The organism is Streptomyces spiralis (genome assembly GCF_014654675.1).
GTDB classification, from domain to species: domain Bacteria; phylum Actinomycetota; class Actinomycetes; order Streptomycetales; family Streptomycetaceae; genus Streptomyces; species Streptomyces spiralis.
In genome coordinates, this window is the sequence record NZ_BNBC01000034.1 from 17,694 (window position 1) to 33,622 (window position 15,929).

Annotated in this window: 16 protein-coding genes and 1 tRNA gene; 9 read left to right on the forward strand and 8 right to left on the reverse strand. The window is 72.9% G+C overall.

The window, feature by feature from the left end; genetic code table 11:
- Positions 1–187: 187 nt before the first annotated feature.
- The gene (locus tag IE318_RS29440; protein ID WP_030179236.1) at positions 188–1,243 is read right to left on the reverse strand and encodes an LLM class F420-dependent oxidoreductase; all 1,056 of its coding nucleotides are present in this window, start codon (positions 1,241–1,243) and stop codon (positions 188–190) included.
- A 179-nt stretch (positions 1,244–1,422) separates the two neighbouring features.
- On the opposite strand from IE318_RS29440, the gene IE318_RS29445 reads away from it, so the two are divergent.
- Complete coding sequence (locus IE318_RS29445; protein ID WP_189905227.1) at positions 1,423–2,406, forward strand: aldo/keto reductase; 984 nt, start codon at positions 1,423–1,425, stop codon at positions 2,404–2,406.
- Entirely contained in the window at positions 2,403–4,655 is a 2,253-nt protein-coding gene (locus tag IE318_RS29450; protein ID WP_189905229.1) for a helix-hairpin-helix domain-containing protein, read from the forward strand. Before IE318_RS29445 ends, IE318_RS29450 begins: the two co-directional genes overlap by 4 nt.
- A gap of 71 nt (positions 4,656–4,726) precedes the next feature.
- Here the strand turns inward: IE318_RS29450 and IE318_RS29455 are convergent, their stop codons facing one another.
- Positions 4,727–5,476: a hypothetical protein gene (locus IE318_RS29455; protein ID WP_189905231.1), complete on the reverse strand. Its 750-nt coding sequence runs from the start codon at positions 5,474–5,476 to the stop codon at positions 4,727–4,729.
- A gap of 47 nt (positions 5,477–5,523) precedes the next feature.
- On the opposite strand from IE318_RS29455, the gene IE318_RS29460 reads away from it, so the two are divergent.
- Positions 5,524–5,712, forward strand: a complete 189-nt coding sequence (locus IE318_RS29460) for a DUF5703 family protein (RefSeq protein WP_030179243.1) — start codon at positions 5,524–5,526, stop codon at positions 5,710–5,712.
- A 125-nt stretch (positions 5,713–5,837) separates the two neighbouring features.
- On the opposite strand, the gene IE318_RS46360 is transcribed toward IE318_RS29460, so the two are convergent.
- From IE318_RS46360 to IE318_RS29475, 3 genes are all read right to left on the reverse strand, one after another.
- Entirely contained in the window at positions 5,838–6,704 is an 867-nt protein-coding gene (locus tag IE318_RS46360) for a chaplin (RefSeq protein ID WP_189905233.1), read from the reverse strand.
- A 195-nt stretch (positions 6,705–6,899) separates the two neighbouring features.
- Positions 6,900–7,133, reverse strand: a complete 234-nt coding sequence (chpH, locus tag IE318_RS29470; protein ID WP_030179248.1) for a chaplin ChpH — start codon at positions 7,131–7,133, stop codon at positions 6,900–6,902.
- A 158-nt stretch (positions 7,134–7,291) separates the two neighbouring features.
- A complete protein-coding gene (locus IE318_RS29475) occupies positions 7,292–8,617 on the reverse strand; it encodes a M20/M25/M40 family metallo-hydrolase (protein ID WP_189905235.1) in 1,326 nt (441 codons plus the stop codon).
- A gap of 225 nt (positions 8,618–8,842) precedes the next feature.
- Here IE318_RS29475 and IE318_RS29480 point away from each other — a divergent pair.
- Positions 8,843–8,927 (forward strand) — tRNA-Leu (locus tag IE318_RS29480).
- A 51-nt stretch (positions 8,928–8,978) separates the two neighbouring features.
- Here IE318_RS29480 and IE318_RS29485 read toward each other — a convergent pair.
- Together IE318_RS29485 and IE318_RS29490 are read right to left on the reverse strand one after the other, a co-directional pair.
- Positions 8,979–10,286: a phosphoribosyltransferase family protein gene (locus IE318_RS29485; protein ID WP_189905237.1), complete on the reverse strand. Its 1,308-nt coding sequence runs from the start codon at positions 10,284–10,286 to the stop codon at positions 8,979–8,981.
- Positions 10,287–10,298: 12 nt separating this feature from the next.
- Entirely contained in the window at positions 10,299–10,610 is a 312-nt protein-coding gene (locus tag IE318_RS29490) for a dsRBD fold-containing protein (RefSeq protein WP_030179255.1), read from the reverse strand.
- Between the two features lie 181 nt (positions 10,611–10,791).
- Between IE318_RS29490 and IE318_RS29495 the strand changes: the two genes are divergently transcribed.
- Positions 10,792–11,166, forward strand: a complete 375-nt coding sequence (locus IE318_RS29495; RefSeq protein WP_189905239.1) for a YchJ family protein — start codon at positions 10,792–10,794, stop codon at positions 11,164–11,166.
- Between the two features lie 63 nt (positions 11,167–11,229).
- On the opposite strand, the gene IE318_RS29500 is transcribed toward IE318_RS29495, so the two are convergent.
- Entirely contained in the window at positions 11,230–11,931 is a 702-nt protein-coding gene (locus tag IE318_RS29500) for a FadR/GntR family transcriptional regulator (protein WP_189905241.1), read from the reverse strand.
- 142 nt (positions 11,932–12,073) lie between these two features.
- Here IE318_RS29500 and IE318_RS29505 point away from each other — a divergent pair, with 142 nt between their 5' ends.
- From IE318_RS29505 to IE318_RS29520, 4 genes are all read left to right on the forward strand, one after another.
- Positions 12,074–12,619 (forward strand): gluconokinase, encoded by a 546-nt coding sequence (locus IE318_RS29505; RefSeq protein ID WP_037869403.1) that lies wholly within the window; start codon positions 12,074–12,076, stop codon positions 12,617–12,619.
- A gap of 73 nt (positions 12,620–12,692) precedes the next feature.
- Entirely contained in the window at positions 12,693–14,090 is a 1,398-nt protein-coding gene (locus tag IE318_RS29510; protein ID WP_189905243.1) for a GntP family permease, read from the forward strand.
- 19 nt (positions 14,091–14,109) lie between these two features.
- Positions 14,110–14,874, forward strand: a complete 765-nt coding sequence (locus IE318_RS29515; protein WP_189905246.1) for an SDR family oxidoreductase — start codon at positions 14,110–14,112, stop codon at positions 14,872–14,874.
- A 24-nt stretch (positions 14,875–14,898) separates the two neighbouring features.
- Positions 14,899–15,924, forward strand: a complete 1,026-nt coding sequence (locus IE318_RS29520; RefSeq protein WP_189905248.1) for an L-idonate 5-dehydrogenase — start codon at positions 14,899–14,901, stop codon at positions 15,922–15,924.
- Positions 15,925–15,929: the final 5 nt, after the last annotated feature.

Sequence of the window (15,929 nt, forward strand, 5' to 3'; positions counted from 1 at the left end):
AGCAGCGGCACGCCGGAGCGGTCGGCTGCGACGGGAGCGTAACCGCACGGTCCCGGGCGCGTTGTTCTCGGTGACGGCCGTGGCGGGGAAGACCCCCCGAGCCCCCACCACGGCCGCAGAAAGCCCGCGGAGACCCGCGGAGACCCGCCGACGGGCTCCGACCGCTCCTCGGTGCCGCTGGGTGCCGCTATGCCAGCCCGGCGCGCTCCAGGGCCTCGGTGCCGGCGCGGAGCGCGGCGATCCGCTCGTCCAGGGTGAAGCCCGCGGGGGCCAGGGTGAGCGTGGTGACTCCGGCCGCCGCGTAGGCCTGCATCCGGTCCGCGATCCGGTCGACGGAGCCCAGCAGCGTGGTCTGGTCGATGAGCTGCTGCGGGACGGCGGCCGCGGCGCCCTCCTTGTCGCCGGACAGGTACTTGTCCTGGATCTCGGCGGCCTCCTTCTCGTAGCCCATGCGCTGCGCGAGCTGGTTGTAGAAGTTCTGCTTGCGGCTGCCCATGCCGCCGACGTAGAGCGCGGTGTAGGGGCGGAAGGTGTCGGCGAGGCGCGCCACGTCCTTGTCGTCGCCGAGGGCGAGCGGCAGGGTCGGGCAGACGTCGAAGCCGTCCATGGTCTGCCCGGCCTTCTCGCGGCCGGCGCGCAGGTGCTTGAGGGCCGTCTCCTCGAGGTGGTCGGAGGAGGGGAAGATGAGCAGTGCGCCATCGGCGATCTCACCGGTCTGCTGAAGGTTCTTGGGGCCGATCGCGGCGATGTAGAGCGGGATGTGCTCGCGCTGCGGGTGCACGGTGAGCTTGATCGGCTTGCCGGGGCCGCCGGGCAGCGGCAGCGTCCAGTGCTCGCCTTCGTAGGTCAGCCGCTCGCGGCTCATGGCCCTGCGGACGATCTCCACGTACTCACGGGTGCGGGCCAGCGGCTTGTCGAACCTGACGCCGTACCAGCCCTCGGAGACCTGCGGGCCCGAGACGCCGAGGCCGAGGCGGAACCGGCCGCCGGAGAGGGAGTCGAGCGTGGCGGCGGTCATCGCGGTCATCGCCGGCTGCCGGGCGGGGATCTGGAAGATGGCCGAGCCGACGTCGATGCGCTCGGTCTGCGCCGCGACCCAGGCGAGCACGGTGGCCGCGTCCGAACCGTAGGCCTCGGCCGCCCAGCACACGGCGTAGCCGAGCCGGTCCGCCTCCCGGGCGACGGCCAGATTGTCCGCGTCCATCCCGGCACCCCAGTAGCCGAGGTTGATCCCGAGCCGCATACCGATCCCCTTACCCATGAGTAACGTGCCCTGTGCGCCAGACCCTAGCGCGTGGCCGTGGCGTACGGCAGGCCACGACGCGGGTGTGACCGGTGCCTCCCCGACGCGGCGGCACGGGGGAAAGTTGGGTTATCCACAGGTAACCCATGTGCCGGCCGTGGCCAGTAATCTCGGCGTTCATGGAGCAGAGGCATCTCGGCCGTACGGGCCTGCGCGTGTCCCGCATCGGCCTCGGCACCCTGACCTGGGGCCGGGACACCGACGAGCACGACGCCGCGGACATGCTGAAGGCGTTCTGGGAGGCGGGCGGCACCCTCGTCGACACGGCCGACGTGTACGGCGACGGAGAGGCCGAGTACCTGCTCGGGCGGCTCATGGAAGGACTCGTGCCCCGCCACGACCTGGTGATCTCGACGAAGGCGGGCAGTGTCCCGGACCCGGACCGCCGCTTCGACGGCTCCCGCGGCCATCTGCTGGCGGCGCTGGACGCCTCGCTCGTCCGGCTCGGCACGGACCACATCGACGTGTGGCACGTGCACGCCTACGACCCGTGCACCCCGCTGGAGGAGACCCTCCAGGCCCTGGACCTGGCCGTGAGCAGCGGCCGGGTGCGCTACGCCGGGGTCTCCAACTTCTGCGGCTGGCAGCTGGCCAAGGCGGCGACCTGGCAGCTTGCCGCGCCGGGCACCCGCACCCGGCTGGCCAGCACCCAGATGGAGTACTCGCTGCTCCAGCGCGGCGTCGAGCGCGAGGTGCTGCCGGCCGCGCTCGACCTGGGCATCGGCCTGCTCCCCTCCTCCCCGCTGGGCCGCGGCGTGCTCACCGGCAAGTACCGCAACGGGACCCCGACGGACTCCAGGGGCGCCTCCGAGCACCTCGCGCCGTTCGTCGAGCCGTACCTCGACGACACCGCGAGCCGCATCGTGGACGCCGTGACCACGGCGGCGGACGGGCTGGCGGTGACCCCGCTCCAGGTCGCCCTCGCCTGGGTCCGGGACCGGCCCGGGGTGGCCGCCCCGATCCTCGGCGTGCGCACCGCGCAGCAGCTCACGGCGGCATTGTCAGTGGAGGCGCTTAGTCTTCCTGACGAGATCTGCCGGGCGCTCGACGATGTGTCGGCGCCCGTGCACCGCTATCCCGATCACGACTGGAGCACGCTGTGAGCACGGAGCCGGAGACCACGGAGGGCACCGAGCCGGGGACCCCGGACACCGCGCCGCAGGCCGCCGCCCCGAGCGACGACCCGGCGACGGAGAACACCGACCCGGCGTCCGAGAGCACCGACCCGGCGGCGGAAAGCGCCGACCCGCCGGCCGAGGTCCCGGACGCCGGTGCCGACACCGGCGCCGCGGACGGCGGTGACGGCGACGCGGCCGAGAAGTCCGAGGCCGAGGCCGAACTCGCCGCCCAGCGGATGGAGCGGGAGCGGATCGAGCGCCGGAAGGCGGAGAAGAAGGGGCCGATCGAGAGCGGGGGCAAGCTCAGCGGCACGGCGGCCGATCTGCTCGCTGCTGTGCGGGCCGTGGAGAGCGGCGCCAAACCCGCCGCCACCGCCTTCGCCACACCCGAGGCGGAGCCGGTACGGCGACCGGGGCCGGTGTCGGCCGAGGCGGCCACCGCGCCCACGGCCCCCGCGTCGCAGACCGTCCAGGCCGTGCGCGAGGTGCTGAGCGAGGGGGGCGCCCCGGAGACGCTCGCCCTCCCGGCGGCCGCGGCCCTCGGCGAGGGCGCGGAGGAGCGGCTGCGGGCCGACCCCTGGCAGTTGCTGCGCGTCACCGGCGTACGGCCGGAGCAGGCCGACGGCTTCGCCCGGGCCCTGCTCGGCGCGGACTGCGGTCCCGACGACGAGCGACGGGGCCGGGCGTTCACCGTCTGGCTGCTGGAGCAGGCGGCGCTGGCCGGTCATACGTCCCTGGAGGCGCAGGCCCTCACCGCCGCCCTGGCCCAGCGCGGGGTGCCCGACCCGGACGCGGCCCTGCAGGGCGCGCTCGCCGAGGGCGACGCCCTGGTGTTCCAGGACGCCCTGGACGAGCCGGGCGCGCCTGCCGCCCAGGACGGCGACGAGGACGACTCGGAGCGCCCGGTGCGGGTCCTCGTCGGCCTGGAGCGGTACGCGCTCGCCGAGGAGAGCCTCGCCGACGGGCTGGCCCGGCTGGTCAACTCGGTGCCGAAGGAGGACGGCCCGGCGCAGGACTGGGAGCGGGCCGCCGCCTCCGCCCAGGGCTCCGCCGCCGAGCTGATCCGCGCGGTCGCCGCGCACGGCCTGGTGCTGCACACCGGCGGCGAGGCGTCCCGCGTCGAGCCGGCCCGTCTGCTGGACGAGGCGCACCGTCTCGGGCTGCGCGCCTGGGCCGCCACCCACAGCCCGCTCGGCCGCGACGGCTTCGCGGAGCTGACCGCCCAGGAGCCCGGCCCCGCGCGAGCGGACGGCCCCGCCGTCGTCACCGTGGCCGGGCTGCTGTCCGGCGCCGAGGGGCCCGGCCGGGACGCGGACGGAGCGCTCGACCTGGACCTGCTCGTCGTGCTCGACGCCCCGCAGCTGGACGTGGAGACGGCGGCGCTGCTCGTGGAGTCGCTGCCGGACGGGGCGCGGCTGGTGCTGGCCGGGGACCCGGCGGTGCTGTGGTCCGTGGGCCCCGGACGGGTCTTCGCGGATCTGCTGGCGGCCCGGGTGTGCCCGCACGTCGCCTCCCGGGTGCCCGACCCCGGACCGCTGGGCGAGCTGGTCTCCGGGATCGGCGTCGGCGAGCTGAACCAGGTGGAGGCGCCGGGCAAGGAGGTCGTGATCGTCCCGGTGCGGGACGCCGGCGAGGCCGTGCACCGGACCGTGCAGCTCGTCGCCGATTCGGTGCCCCGGGCGATCGGCGTCCCGCCCGAGCAGACCGTGGTGATCACCCCCGGTCACGGCGGTGCGGCGGGCACGCGCGCGCTCAACGCCGCGCTCAAGGAGCGCCTCAACCCGGGCCCCGGCCGTTTCGGCGGGTTCGACCCGGGCGACCGGATCGTCTACTCCCCCGTCCCCGGCCGTGCGCTGCCCGGCCATGTGGTGGGAGCCGACGCCGAGGGCCTGCGTCTGTCGTGCTCCGGTGTCCCCGTGGTGGTGCCGAAGGAGCACGTGGACGGCTGGGTGCGGCACGGATGGGCGCTGACCGCGCACCAGGCCGTGGGCGGCCGGTGGCCCGCCGTGGTCGTGGTGCTGCCCGGCGACGCGGCGCAGGCGCTCAGCCGCCCGTGGGTCTACACGGCGTTCGGGCGGGCGAGCCGTCATCTGTCCGTGGTGCACGGCGTGGAGCAGGCGCTTCCGCGCGCGGTGGCCGAGGTGCCGGCCAGACCCCGCACGACCAGGCTGCCCGCCCTTCTGGGCACGCAGACGCACGCGGAAGCACAGGCACCGGCACCCGCAGGGGACTGAGACGAGGCAGCGCCCGGGCGGTGGTCACGGAATCCGCCTTCCGTGACCGCCCCCGGCCGACGGCGGTCTCCTCAGCGCTCTCGCGCCTCCAGCGGCTCCGGTTCCCCGTCGTCCAGGTCGTCGTCCTCGTCGAGATCGGTGTCGAGGTCGTCGTAGTCCTCGATCTCGTCGTCCTCGACGTCGTCGCCCTCGTCCGGGTCGTCCTCGTCCAGTTCGTCGTCGAAGACCGCGCTGACGTCGAAGCGGCAGACCACCCGCTGCGGATCGACGTGCTCGAAGGGCGCCTCGAGCCATTCGCCCGGGTCCGCCGGCTCGTCCGAGGCCGTGACCCACAGGGTCGAGTCGCCCTCCTCCAGGCCGAACTCCTTGTGCCGGGAGGCGATCTCGTCCGGTTCGAACTCGCCGAACAGGGTGCCGAGCGCCCCGTGCACCGTGCCGGGGGCGCCGTCGCCGATGCCCGTGCCGGTCTCGACGTCCGCGGCCTCCACGCGCTGGGCCTGGGACAGCAGCCGCTGAGGCTCCACCACGGCGTAGTCGCGACGGATCAGCACGCTGATCGCGTTCGGCTCCTCCGGGCCCGTGTACGGCGGCAGCGTGTCGTCACCGGGGATCTCGAAAGGTGTGACCTCGTCGTAGCGGTCGTAGAGCAGCTCGTCGTACGTCTCCGCGGCCGCGGCCAGCTGGTTGAACGCCTCGTAGACGGCCGGGTCGTCCTCTCCCGACCTGCGCTCGACCGCGGCGAGATGGCGGTCGAGCGCGGCCTTGACCGCCTCGGCGGCGGCGCGTACCTCGGCAGCGGTGGGCTGCGCAGCATCAGACATAGTGCAGACGCTATCCGTACCGGGCCCCAGCCCGCACAATAGATGCGATGCCGGAATACGAATTTGTCGACGTGTACGTACCTCGCGGGGTTTCCCGCAAGGAGACGACGCGTCTGCTGACGGACCACGCCGAGTACGGACACTGGGAGTTGTACCGCCTGAGCGTGCTGCGCGACGGCAGCCGCAGGGTGCGGTTGCGCAGGAGGATCATCCGCCAGGTGCGCGCCACGTGGTGAGCTGAGACGGACCGGACCACAGCGGGCCCCGCACATGCGGGGCCCGCTCTGTCGTGCACGCGCACGCGTGTGGCCGTCGGACGCGTTCGGACACCCTTCTCACCGGACCGGGCGCCCTCCCGGGATCAGGCCGAGGCCCGCGCCTTGCGGTACAGCAGGGCGCCGGCCAGCAGCGCACCGGCGCCTGCCGGCAGGGCGAGGCCCATCGGCAGGTCGCTGCCGGTGTGGGCGAGCTGGGCCCCGCCGCCCGGCGCGGTGACGGTCTGCGTGCCCGGCTGGTTGACGTGCGTCGAGCCGCCGGGCGTGTTCCCGCCCGTGGAGGGCGGTGTGCCCGGGTGACCCGGCGTGCCCGGAGTTCCGGGGTGACCCGGCGTACCCGGGTGACCCGGCGTACCCGGGTGACCGGGCGTCCCGGGATTCCCCGGATGACCCGGGTGACCAGGGTGGCCCGGGTGACCGGGGTGGCCCGGGTGACCGGGCGGGTTGCCGTGGCCGCCTCCCGGAGGCGTCTGGTGCCCGCCGGAACCGCCCGCGTCGGCGCACTCGTTGCCCAGGGCCGCGTTGCCCACGCCGATCACATTGACGCTGTTGCCGCACGCGTTGACCGGTACGTCGACCGGCACCTGGACGTGGTTGCCGGAGCCTACGCCCGGTGAACCGCCGGTGTGTCCGCCGGCGTGCGCGCCGCCGCCCGAGCCGCTGTGACCGTGTCCGCCGTGGCCGTACCCCCCGGACGAGTCGCTGCCGCCGCCGTGGTTGACGCACGTGTTGCCCACCGCCGGGTTGAGCAGCCCGACGACGTTCACGGTGTTGCCGCAGACGTTCACCGGCACGTGCACCGGCACCTGCACGGTGTTGCCGGACAGCACGCCCGGCGAGCCGGACGCGGCACCGGCCGCGCCCGCGTCGGCGTGTGCCGCGCCGCTCGCGGCGGCAATGACGCCGGTGGCCGCGGCCACGGTCAGCAGGCCCTTGCGGGTGACCTGTCGCATTTTGCTGAATCCCTGCCTTCGACTTTTCCTTGCGAACCTTCCGGAACGCGCTTTCCCGTCCGGCGGGAATCCGCCGTCGTGACCGCGCGAGAAAACCGGTCGACCCCGGAGCGCATGGCTCGCGCTCCGGGGCCGACGGGTTCAGACCCCCCACGGAGTCGATGGAGTCAGACCCTCACGGGGCGGGCCACGACGTCACTTGTTGATGCAGGTGTTGCCGAAGGCGGGGTTCAGCAGCCCGATCACCGAGATCGTGTTGCCGCAGACGTTCACCGGCACGTGCACGGGCACCTGGATGACGTTGCCGGAGACGACGCCCGGGTTCTGCACAGCGGCACCCTGAGCTCCGGAGTCGGCGGCGGCCAGGCCCGCGCCCGCGAGGACCAGCCCACCGGTGGCAACCGCGGCAGCGACGACCTTCTTGATCATTATTCCTCCTAGTTGGCAATAGCGATCTCATGTTGCTGATCGCATTACCTGTAACGAGGAGGGAGTAATGGAGCTACGAGCTTATGGTCGCATTCACCCTTACCGGTCGTCGCCGCACATGCGGCCGATTACCGAGGTCAACCGCGTGATGACCGGGGTCAGGACGCGTCGATGAACCGGTCCAGGACCCGCACGCCGAACTTCAGCCCGTCCACCGGCACCCGCTCGTCCACGCCGTGGAACATGCCCGCGAAGTCCAGCTCCGGCGGCAGCTTCAGCGGCGCGAAGCCGAAGCCGCGGATGCCCAGGTCGTCGAAGGACTTGGCGTCGGTGCCGCCGGAGAGCATGTACGGGATGGCCTTGGCGGCCGGGTCCTCGGCGAGCAGCGCCGACTGCATCGCGGCCACCAGCTCCCCGTCGAAGGTGGTCTCGACGGCCTTGTCGGAGTGCACGTCCTCGCGCCTCACCTTGGGCCCGAGGATGCGGTCCAGATCGGCCAGGAACTCCTCCTCGTACCCGGGCAGGAAGCGTCCGTCGACGTGGGCCGTGGCCTCGCCCGGGATGACGTTGACCTTGTAACCGGCACCGAGCTGGGTGGGGTTGGCGGTGTTGCTCAGGGTCGCGCCGATGAGCTTGGCGATGCCGCCGAGCTTGGCGAGGGTGCCCTCCATGTTCTCCGGGTCGAGCTCGGTGCCGAGGGCGTCGCCGAGTTCGTCGAGGAAGGCCCGGGTGGTCTTGGTCACCCGCACCGGGAACTTGTGCCGTCCGAGCCGGGCGACGGCCTCCGACAGCTCGGTGATCGCGTTGTCCCGGTGGATCATCGAGCCGTGCCCCGCCGTGCCGGCCACGGTCAGCTTCATCCAGTGCATGCCCTTCTCGGCCGTCTGGATGAGGTAGAGCCGCCGCTGCTCACTGACGGTGAAGGAGAAGCCGCCGACCTCGCTGATGGCCTCGGTGACGCCCTCGAACAGGTCCCGGTGGTTGTCGACCAGGTGGCGCGCGCCGTACGTGCCGCCCGCCTCCTCGTCGGCGAGGAAGGCGAGCACGATGTCCCGCGGGGGCCTGCGTCCGCTGCGCAGCCGGTCGCGGACGACGGCCAGCGTCATCGCGTCCATGTCCTTCATGTCGACCGCGCCACGGCCCCATACGCAGCCGTCCGCGACCTCGCCGGAGAAGGGGTGGTGGGTCCAGTCGTCGGCGTTGGCCGGCACGACGTCGGTGTGGCCGTGGATCAGCAGCGCGGGCCGGGACGGGTCCTCGCCCTCGATGCGGGCCACGGTGGAGGCCCGGCCCGGGTGCGACTCGAAGATCTTCGGCTCCAGTCCCACCTCGGCGAGCTTCTCGGCGACGTACTCGGCGGCCTTGCGCTCGCCCGGCCCCGAGTGGTCCCCGTAGTTGCTGGTGTCGATCTGGATCAGCTCGCGGCAGAGGTCCACGACCTCGTCCTCGCCGGTGACGCCCCTGGCCGTGTCCGTCTCGCTCACGCTGCTTCCTCCCGCTGTGTACCGGTGGTCAGCTCATCCTCCCCCCTGCCCCGGTCCCGGCCCAAGAGCGGTCCCGCCCCGTCACACCCCGTTCACAGCGGACCATGGGATCCGCCGGGGGCGATGCAGTCGGCTCCACCGGCGATGATCGGTGATCGGGCACGCGCGAAAGCCTGGTAATGTTTACGTCGTCGCCGCGGGGAGAACCCGCACGGCACACACCCTGTCCGGGTGGCGGAATGGCAGACGCGCTAGCTTGAGGTGCTAGTGCCCTTTATCGGGCGTGGGGGTTCAAGTCCCCCCTCGGACACAGCGAGAAGCGGTGTCGACCGGAAACGGTCGGCACCGCTCTTTCGTGTGCTCACACATGGGCCGGCGCCATGTGGTCCGTGAACCAGTCGCGGGCCAGGTCGGTCACCTGTTCCAGCGTGCCCGGCTCCTCGAAGAGGTGGGTCGCGCCGGGCACGACGGAGAGCCGGTTCTCGCAGGTCAGCTGGGACTGGGCGCCTCGGTTGAGGTCCAGCACGGTGTGGTCGGCGCCGCCGACGATGAGCAGTGTGGGCGAGGTGACGACCGCCAGCCTGGGGCCGGCCATGTCGGGCCGGCCGCCGCGGGAGACGACGGCGGCGATGCGCGCGTCCGGTACCGCGGCGGCCCACAGGGCGGCCGCGGCCCCGGTGCTGGCGCCGAAGTAGCCGATGGCGAGCCCTTCGGCGGCGCTCCGGCCCCGCAGCCAGCCGGTGGCGTCGGCGAGCCGGGCGGCGAGCAGCTCGGTGTCGAACACATTGGCCCGGTCGCGCGCCTCCTCCTCGGTGAGCAGGTCGAACAGCAGCGTGCCGAGGCCGGCCCGGTTCAGCCCGGTGGCCACGAACTGGTTGCGGGGGCTGTGCCGGCCGCTGCCGCTGCCGTGGGCGAAGAGCACGACGCCGGACGCGTCCGCGGGCACGGTCAGATGCCCGCCGAGCCGTACGGCACCGGCTACCACCTCGACCTCCTGGTCCACGGACTCGGGGTCCCCGCCGGACGCCTCCGTGACGGAGGGCTGCCGCCGCAGACAGGCGACGACGTCCTCGTCCTCGAGCTGGGCGAAGTCCTCGTAGAACTGGCCGACCGCGAAGAAGCCGGGCGGGGTGTCCAGGGAGATGAGCTCGTCGGCCTCCCCGGCGAGCCGTGCGGTCCAGTCCGGCGGTGCGACCGGCACCGCCAGCACGGTCCGCGCCGCTCCCCTGGCCCGGACCGTCCGGCAGGCGGCCCGGGCGGTCGATCCGGTGGCCACCCCGTCGTCGACCACCACGACGGTCCGGCCCTCGACGGCGAGCGGCGGGCGCCCGCTCCGGTAGCGCTCGGCGCGCCGGACCAGTTCCTGGCGCTCGCGTTCCTCCACGTGCGACAGCGCGTCCGAGGGCACACCCGCCTCGCGTACGACCATGTCGTCGACGACGCGCACGCCGTCCTCGCCGATCGCGCCCATGGCCAGCTCCGGCTGGGAGGGCACCCCCAGTTTCCGTACCAGGCAGAGGTCCAGCGGTGCGCCGAGCGCCGCCGCGACCGCCGCGGCGACCGGTACGCCTCCTCGGGGCAGCCCGAGCACCACGACGTCCTGGCCGGCGAGGTGCGCGAGGCGGGCGCCGAGCCGCCTGCCTGCTTCGTCACGATTCGGGAAGAGCACCGCTGAACTCCCTCACTCCCTGGGCGACCAGAGCGGAGCGGGAGGTGTGGCCTCCGGTGCCCCCATCGCCTCGATGTCGCCCGCCGCGTTGCGCAGCAGCTCGCGGCCCAGCGCGATCAGCGCCCGGCCGGCGGCGAGTTCGTCACCGATCTCGGGCACGGCCGAGTCGTAGGGGTTGCGGCGGGCCTCCGCGCAGGTCTCCACGACGTTGTCACCGGTGTCCAGGACGATCCGGGCCGTTGTCTCCGGGTCGTGCTCGGACAGGTACAGGTTCAGCCGCCACTCCTTGACCGACTGGGGCCTGCTGTCGACGGGTCGCGTCATCGTCCGTCTCCCCTCGTTCCGGGGCGGGACGCCGCTCCGGTGCGGACACCGGCACACCGTTCCACCTCTTCCACTTCCACTGTGCCTCGCACGGCCGGTGACCGCACGGGTCTCCGACGCGGGCCGGGGTGAGGGCGGGGCACGGCCGGGGCGCCGGCGGAAGGCGGGCAGAATGTGGGCCATGACCACGCGTTCCTGCCCGTGCGGGCTGTCCGAGCCGTACGAGAGGTGCTGCGGCCGCTACCACAGCGGTGCCGCCGCCGCGCCGACCGCCGAGGCCCTGATGCGCTCGCGGTACTCCGCCTTCGTGCGCGGGGACGCGGGGTATCTGCTGCGGACCTGGCATCCGCGGACCCGGCCCGCGCGGCTCGACCTGGACCCGGGGATGCGCTGGACGGGCCTGGAGATCCTCGGCACGACGGACGGTTCCGCGTTCCACACCACCGGGACGGTGACCTTCCGGGCGTCCTACCGGGGCGGTTCGCTGCACGAGCGCAGCCGGTTCGAGCGGGTCGACGGGGCGTGGGTGTACGTCGACGGGGACTTCCTGGAGTAGACGGGGACTTCCCGGAGCAGGCCGCCGGTCGTGGCGACAGGCCGCCGGGACGGCTGGACACCCCTAGGGCGCCAGGATGTCCAGTTCGTGCAGGGCGCCGACGGTGATCTCCCGGGTCAGCCGCTCCGCGCGTTCGGCGTCGCCCTCGCGGACGGCCTCGGCGACTTGGACGTGAAGGGTGACGGCGGCCGGGTCGGGGTCCTCGAACATGACCTCGTGGTGGGTGCGGCCGGCCAGGACCTCGGCGACGACGTCGCCGAGGCGGGCGAACATCTCGTTGCCGGAGGCGTTGAGGATCACGCGGTGGAAGGCCACGTCGTGGAACAGGTACTCCTCCAGCCGGTGGCCGCGTGAGTTGGCCACCATGCCGAGGGCGCACTCGGTGAGCTCCGAGCACTGCTCGGGCGTGGCGTGCTTGGCGGCCAGCCCGGCGGCGGCCGGTTCGACCGCCGAGCGCAGCACGGTCAGCGAGCGCAGCTGGCGCGGGCGGTCGGCGCCGGCCAGACGCCAGCGGATCACCTGCGGGTCGTAGACGTTCCACTCCGACTGCGGGAGCACGGTCACGCCGACGCGGCGGCGGGAGGCGACCAGGTGCATGGACTCCAGGACCCGTACGGCCTCTCGCATCACGGAGCGTGACACGTCGAAACGCTGCGCCAGTTCGTCGGTCCGCAGGACGCTGCCCGGCGGGTACTCACCCGCGGTGATGGCGGGGCCGAGGGTGTCCAGTACGTGGCCGTGCAGCCCCCGGCCCGGTGTGCTCATGCACTCAGCGTACGGGTTGGATCACGGATCCAAAAAGTCAGACTTATATGTCACAGACTCTTGAATTCGTCGTACCTAATGGGTTTCAGTGTGGCGACGCCGGATGTCGGCGTCGCATGTCGAGGAAGACAGCGAGGCAGTGATGCGCACCCCCCACGTCGTCGTGGTGATGGGCGTCGCCGGCACGGGCAAGACCACCATCGGTCCCCTGCTCGCCGACCGGCTCGGCGTCCCGTACGCCGAGGGCGACGACTTCCATCCGCAGGCCAACATCGACAAGATGACGGCCGGTGTTCCGCTCGACGACGACGACCGGTGGCCGTGGCTGGACGCCATCGGCGCCTGGGCGCACGGGCGGGCGGGTCTCGGCGGGGTGGTGAGCAGCTCGGCGCTGAAGCGGTCGTACCGCGACCGGCTCCGGGCGGCGGCTCCCGGCGTCGTCTTCGTCCATCTGACGGGCGACCGGAAGCTCATCGAGGACCGGATGTCGCACCGCCAGGGTCACTTCATGCCGACGGCGCTGCTGGACTCCCAGTTCGCCACGCTCCAGCCGCTCGAGGCGGACGAGCGGGGCGTCGCGGTGGACGTCTCCGGATCCCCGGAGGAGATCACCGCGCGCGCCGTGGCCGCTCTCGACGACCTCGACAGCTCCACGCGGCCGGCCCGGGTCGAACCGTCCCCGCGGTAAGGCCTGTCCCCCACGGTCACCGACCGCCGCACCACCTGTCCCCACCGTCCCACTTCACCCCCAAGGGAAACCCGTGACCAGACTCAGCGTCGAGATGCTGGCAGCGGACGCGCCCCCGCCGATCACCTCGGCCGGACACGCTCAGCTGGGCATCGCCGTCCTGGCGGGCATCGCCGTCATCGTTCTGCTCATCACCAAGTTCAAGCTGCACGCCTTCCTTTCACTGACCATCGGGTCACTGGTGCTCGGCGCGGTCGCCGGGGCGCCGCTGGACAAGGCCATCACCAGCTTCACCACCGGCCTCGGCTCGACGGTCGCCGGCGTCGGCGTGCTGATCGCGCTGGGCGCGATCCTCGGCAAGCTGCTCGCCGACTCCGGCGGCGCGGACCAGGTGGTGGACACGATCCTGGCGAAGGCCGGGGGCCGGGCGATGCCGTGGGCGATGGTCCTGATCGCCTCCGTGATCGGCCTGCCGCTGTTCTTCGAGGTCGGCATCGTGCTGCTGATCCCGGTGGTGCTGATGGTCGCCAAGCGCGGCAACTACTCCCTGATGCGCATCGGTATACCCGCGCTGGCCGGTCTGTCCGTGATGCACGGCCTGATCCCGCCGCACCCCGGCCCGCTGGTCGCCATCGACGCGGTCAAGGCCAACCTGGGTGTGACGCTGGCGCTGGGCATCCTGGTCGCCATTCCCACGGTGATCATCGCCGGTCCGCTGTTCTCCAAGGTGGCGGCCCGCTGGGTCGACGTCCCCGCCCCCGACCGCATGCTCCCGCAGCGCCCCTCCGAGGAGCTTCAGCGGCGTCCCGGCTTCGGCGCGACGCTGGCCACCGTGCTGCTGCCGGTCGTGCTGATGCTGGCCAAGGCGCTGGTGGACATCGTCGTCGACGACCCCGCCAACCTGACCCAGCGCGTCTTCGACGTCATCGGCTCCCCGCTGATCGCTCTGCTGGCCGCCGTGATCGTCGGCATCTTCACGCTGGGCCGCCCGGCCGGGTTCTCCAAGGAGCGGATCACCTCCAGCGTCGAGAAGGGCCTGATGCCCATCGCGGGCATCCTGCTGATCGTCGGTGCGGGCGGCGGCTTCAAGCAGACGCTGATCGACTGCGGGGTGGGCCAGATGATCCTGGACATCTCCAAGGACTGGTCGATCCCGGCGCTGCTGCTGGCGTGGCTGATCGCGGTGGTGATCCGGCTCGCGACCGGTTCGGCGACCGTGGCGACCGTCTCGGCGGCCGGTCTGGTCGCCCCGCTGGCGGCCGACATGTCGACCACCCATGCCGCCCTGCTGGTCCTGGCCGTCGGCGCCGGCTCGCTCTTCTTCAGCCATGTCAACGACGCCGGCTTCTGGCTGGTGAAGGAGTACTTCGGACTGAACGTCGGTCAGACGATCAAGACCTGGTCCGTCATGGAGACGATCATCTCCGTGGTGGCCGGCGGTCTGGTCCTGCTCCTGTCCCTGATCATCTAGAGCATCCGGGAGTACGGCGATGACGGCTCACCCCCTCTTCGACATCGGCGGCCGTACGGCCCTGGTCACCGGGTCCTCCCGCGGGATCGGGCTGGCCCTGGCCCGCGGGCTGGCCGAGGCCGGCTGCACGGTGGTCCTGAACGGACGCGACGGCGAGGCACTCGCCAAGGCCGCCGCCGGGCTGCCCGGCGACCGCGTGCACACCGCCGCGTTCGACGTGACCGACGGCGCCTCGGTGGCGGCCGGGATCGCGGACGTCGAGGAGCGGGTGGGCCCGCTCGACATCCTGGTGAACAACGCGGGCATGCAACTGCGCGCGCCCTTGCTGGAGTTCACGGACACGGACTGGCACCGGATCCTGGACACCAACCTCACCAGCGCGTTCCTGGTCGGCCGGGAGGCCGCCCGGCGGATGACGGAGCGGGGCCACGGCAAGATCATCAACATCTGCTCGTTGCAGAGCGAGGTGGTCCGCCCCGGCATCGCGCCGTACGCGGCGACCAAGGGCGCGCTGAAGATGCTCACCAAGGGCATGTGCGCCGACTGGGGCCCGTACGGGGTGCAGGTCAACGGCCTCGGGCCCGGCTACATCGAGACCGAGCTGACCCGGCCCCTCGTCGAGGACGAGGAGTTCAGCGCCTGGGTGCGCCGCCGCACCCCGGCCGGCCGCTGGGGCCGTACCGAGGACCTGGTGGGCGGGGTGCTGTTCCTCGCCTCCCCGGCCGCGGACTTCGTCTCCGGGCAGGTGCTGTACGTCGACGGCGGCATGACGAGTGTGCTCTGAAGAGCTCCTGGGGAGGCGCGGGCGATGCGTGCGGTGGTGATCCACGGTCAGGGTGACCTGCGGGTCGAGGACTTGCCGGTGCCCGTGCCCGGCCCGGGGCAGGCGCTGGTCGCCGTCCGCTACGGCGGGGTGTGCGGCTCCGACCTGCACTACTGGCGGCACGGCGGGGTCGGCGACTTCCGTCTGAAGGAGCCGATGGTGCTCGGCCACGAGGTGGTGGGCACGGTCGTCTCCTACGGCCCCGGAGCCACCGGCCCGCGGCCGGGCACGGCGGTGGCCGTGCACCCGGCGACCCCGTGCGGGGCCTGCCCGGAGTGCGCGGGCGGACGGCGCAACATCTGCCGTGACACCCGCTATCTGGGCAGCGCGGCCCGCTTCCCGCACGTCCAGGGCGCTTTCGCGGCGCGAGTGACCGTACCCGCCGAGCAGTTGAGACCGCTTCCGGCCGGGCTGGCACCGCGCCGGGCCGCGCTCGCGGAGCCGCTGTCGGTGGCGCTGCACGCGCTGCGGCGGGCGGGCGAGGTGGCGGGACGTCATGTGCTGGTGACCGGCGCCGGGCCGATCGGCTGCCTGGTGGTCGCGGCGGCGAAGGCGGCGGGCGCCGCCCGGGTGACCGTCACCGACCTTCTCCCGCGCGCGCTGCGGTACGCCTCGGCGGTGGGCGCGGACACGGTCGTACGGGCCGACGACCCGGACGACGACGGGTGGCCGCCGGAGGTGGACGTGGCCGTCGAGGCCTCCGGGGTGGCGGCCGGGCTGGACACCTGTCTGCGGCTCGTGCGGCGCGGCGGGGTGGTGGTCCAGCTGGGCATGCTGCCGCCCGGCCGGTCCCCGTTCGCCGGGAACCTGGTGGTCAGCCGGGAGCTCGAGCTGCGCGGTGCGTTCCGCTTCGACACCGAGTTCGACGAGGCCCTGCGGCTGCTGGCCGTCGAACCCGCCTTCGACGCGCTGCTCAGCGCGGTGGTCCCGGTGGGCGACGCCGAGTCGGCGTTCGTGCTGGCGGCGGACCGCGACCGCTCGTGCAAGGTGCTGCTGGACTTCGGGGACTGAGCGGG

Excerpts from the sequence above, each read along its gene's own strand:
- IE318_RS29505 (WP_037869403.1), top strand. The coding sequence starts at position 12,074 with ATGCGCACCCCCCACGTCGTCGTGGTGATGGGCGTCGCCGGCACGGGC.
- IE318_RS29445 (WP_189905227.1), top strand. The coding sequence starts at position 1,423 with ATGGAGCAGAGGCATCTCGGCCGTACGGGCCTGCGCGTGTCCCGCATC.
- IE318_RS29500 (WP_189905241.1), bottom strand. The coding sequence starts at position 11,931 with ATGAGCACACCGGGCCGGGGGCTGCACGGCCACGTACTGGACACCCTC.
- IE318_RS29520 (WP_189905248.1), top strand. The coding sequence starts at position 14,899 with ATGCGTGCGGTGGTGATCCACGGTCAGGGTGACCTGCGGGTCGAGGAC.
- IE318_RS46360 (WP_189905233.1), bottom strand. The coding sequence starts at position 6,704 with ATGCGACAGGTCACCCGCAAGGGCCTGCTGACCGTGGCCGCGGCCACC.
- IE318_RS29455 (WP_189905231.1), bottom strand. The coding sequence starts at position 5,476 with ATGTCTGATGCTGCGCAGCCCACCGCTGCCGAGGTACGCGCCGCCGCC.
- IE318_RS29440 (WP_030179236.1), bottom strand. The coding sequence starts at position 1,243 with ATGCGGCTCGGGATCAACCTCGGCTACTGGGGTGCCGGGATGGACGCG.
- IE318_RS29460 (WP_030179243.1), top strand. The coding sequence starts at position 5,524 with ATGCCGGAATACGAATTTGTCGACGTGTACGTACCTCGCGGGGTTTCC.
- chpH (WP_030179248.1), bottom strand. The coding sequence starts at position 7,133 with ATGATCAAGAAGGTCGTCGCTGCCGCGGTTGCCACCGGTGGGCTGGTC.
- IE318_RS29515 (WP_189905246.1), top strand. The coding sequence starts at position 14,110 with ATGACGGCTCACCCCCTCTTCGACATCGGCGGCCGTACGGCCCTGGTC.
- IE318_RS29490 (WP_030179255.1), bottom strand. The coding sequence starts at position 10,610 with ATGACGCGACCCGTCGACAGCAGGCCCCAGTCGGTCAAGGAGTGGCGG.
- IE318_RS29495 (WP_189905239.1), top strand. The coding sequence starts at position 10,792 with ATGACCACGCGTTCCTGCCCGTGCGGGCTGTCCGAGCCGTACGAGAGG.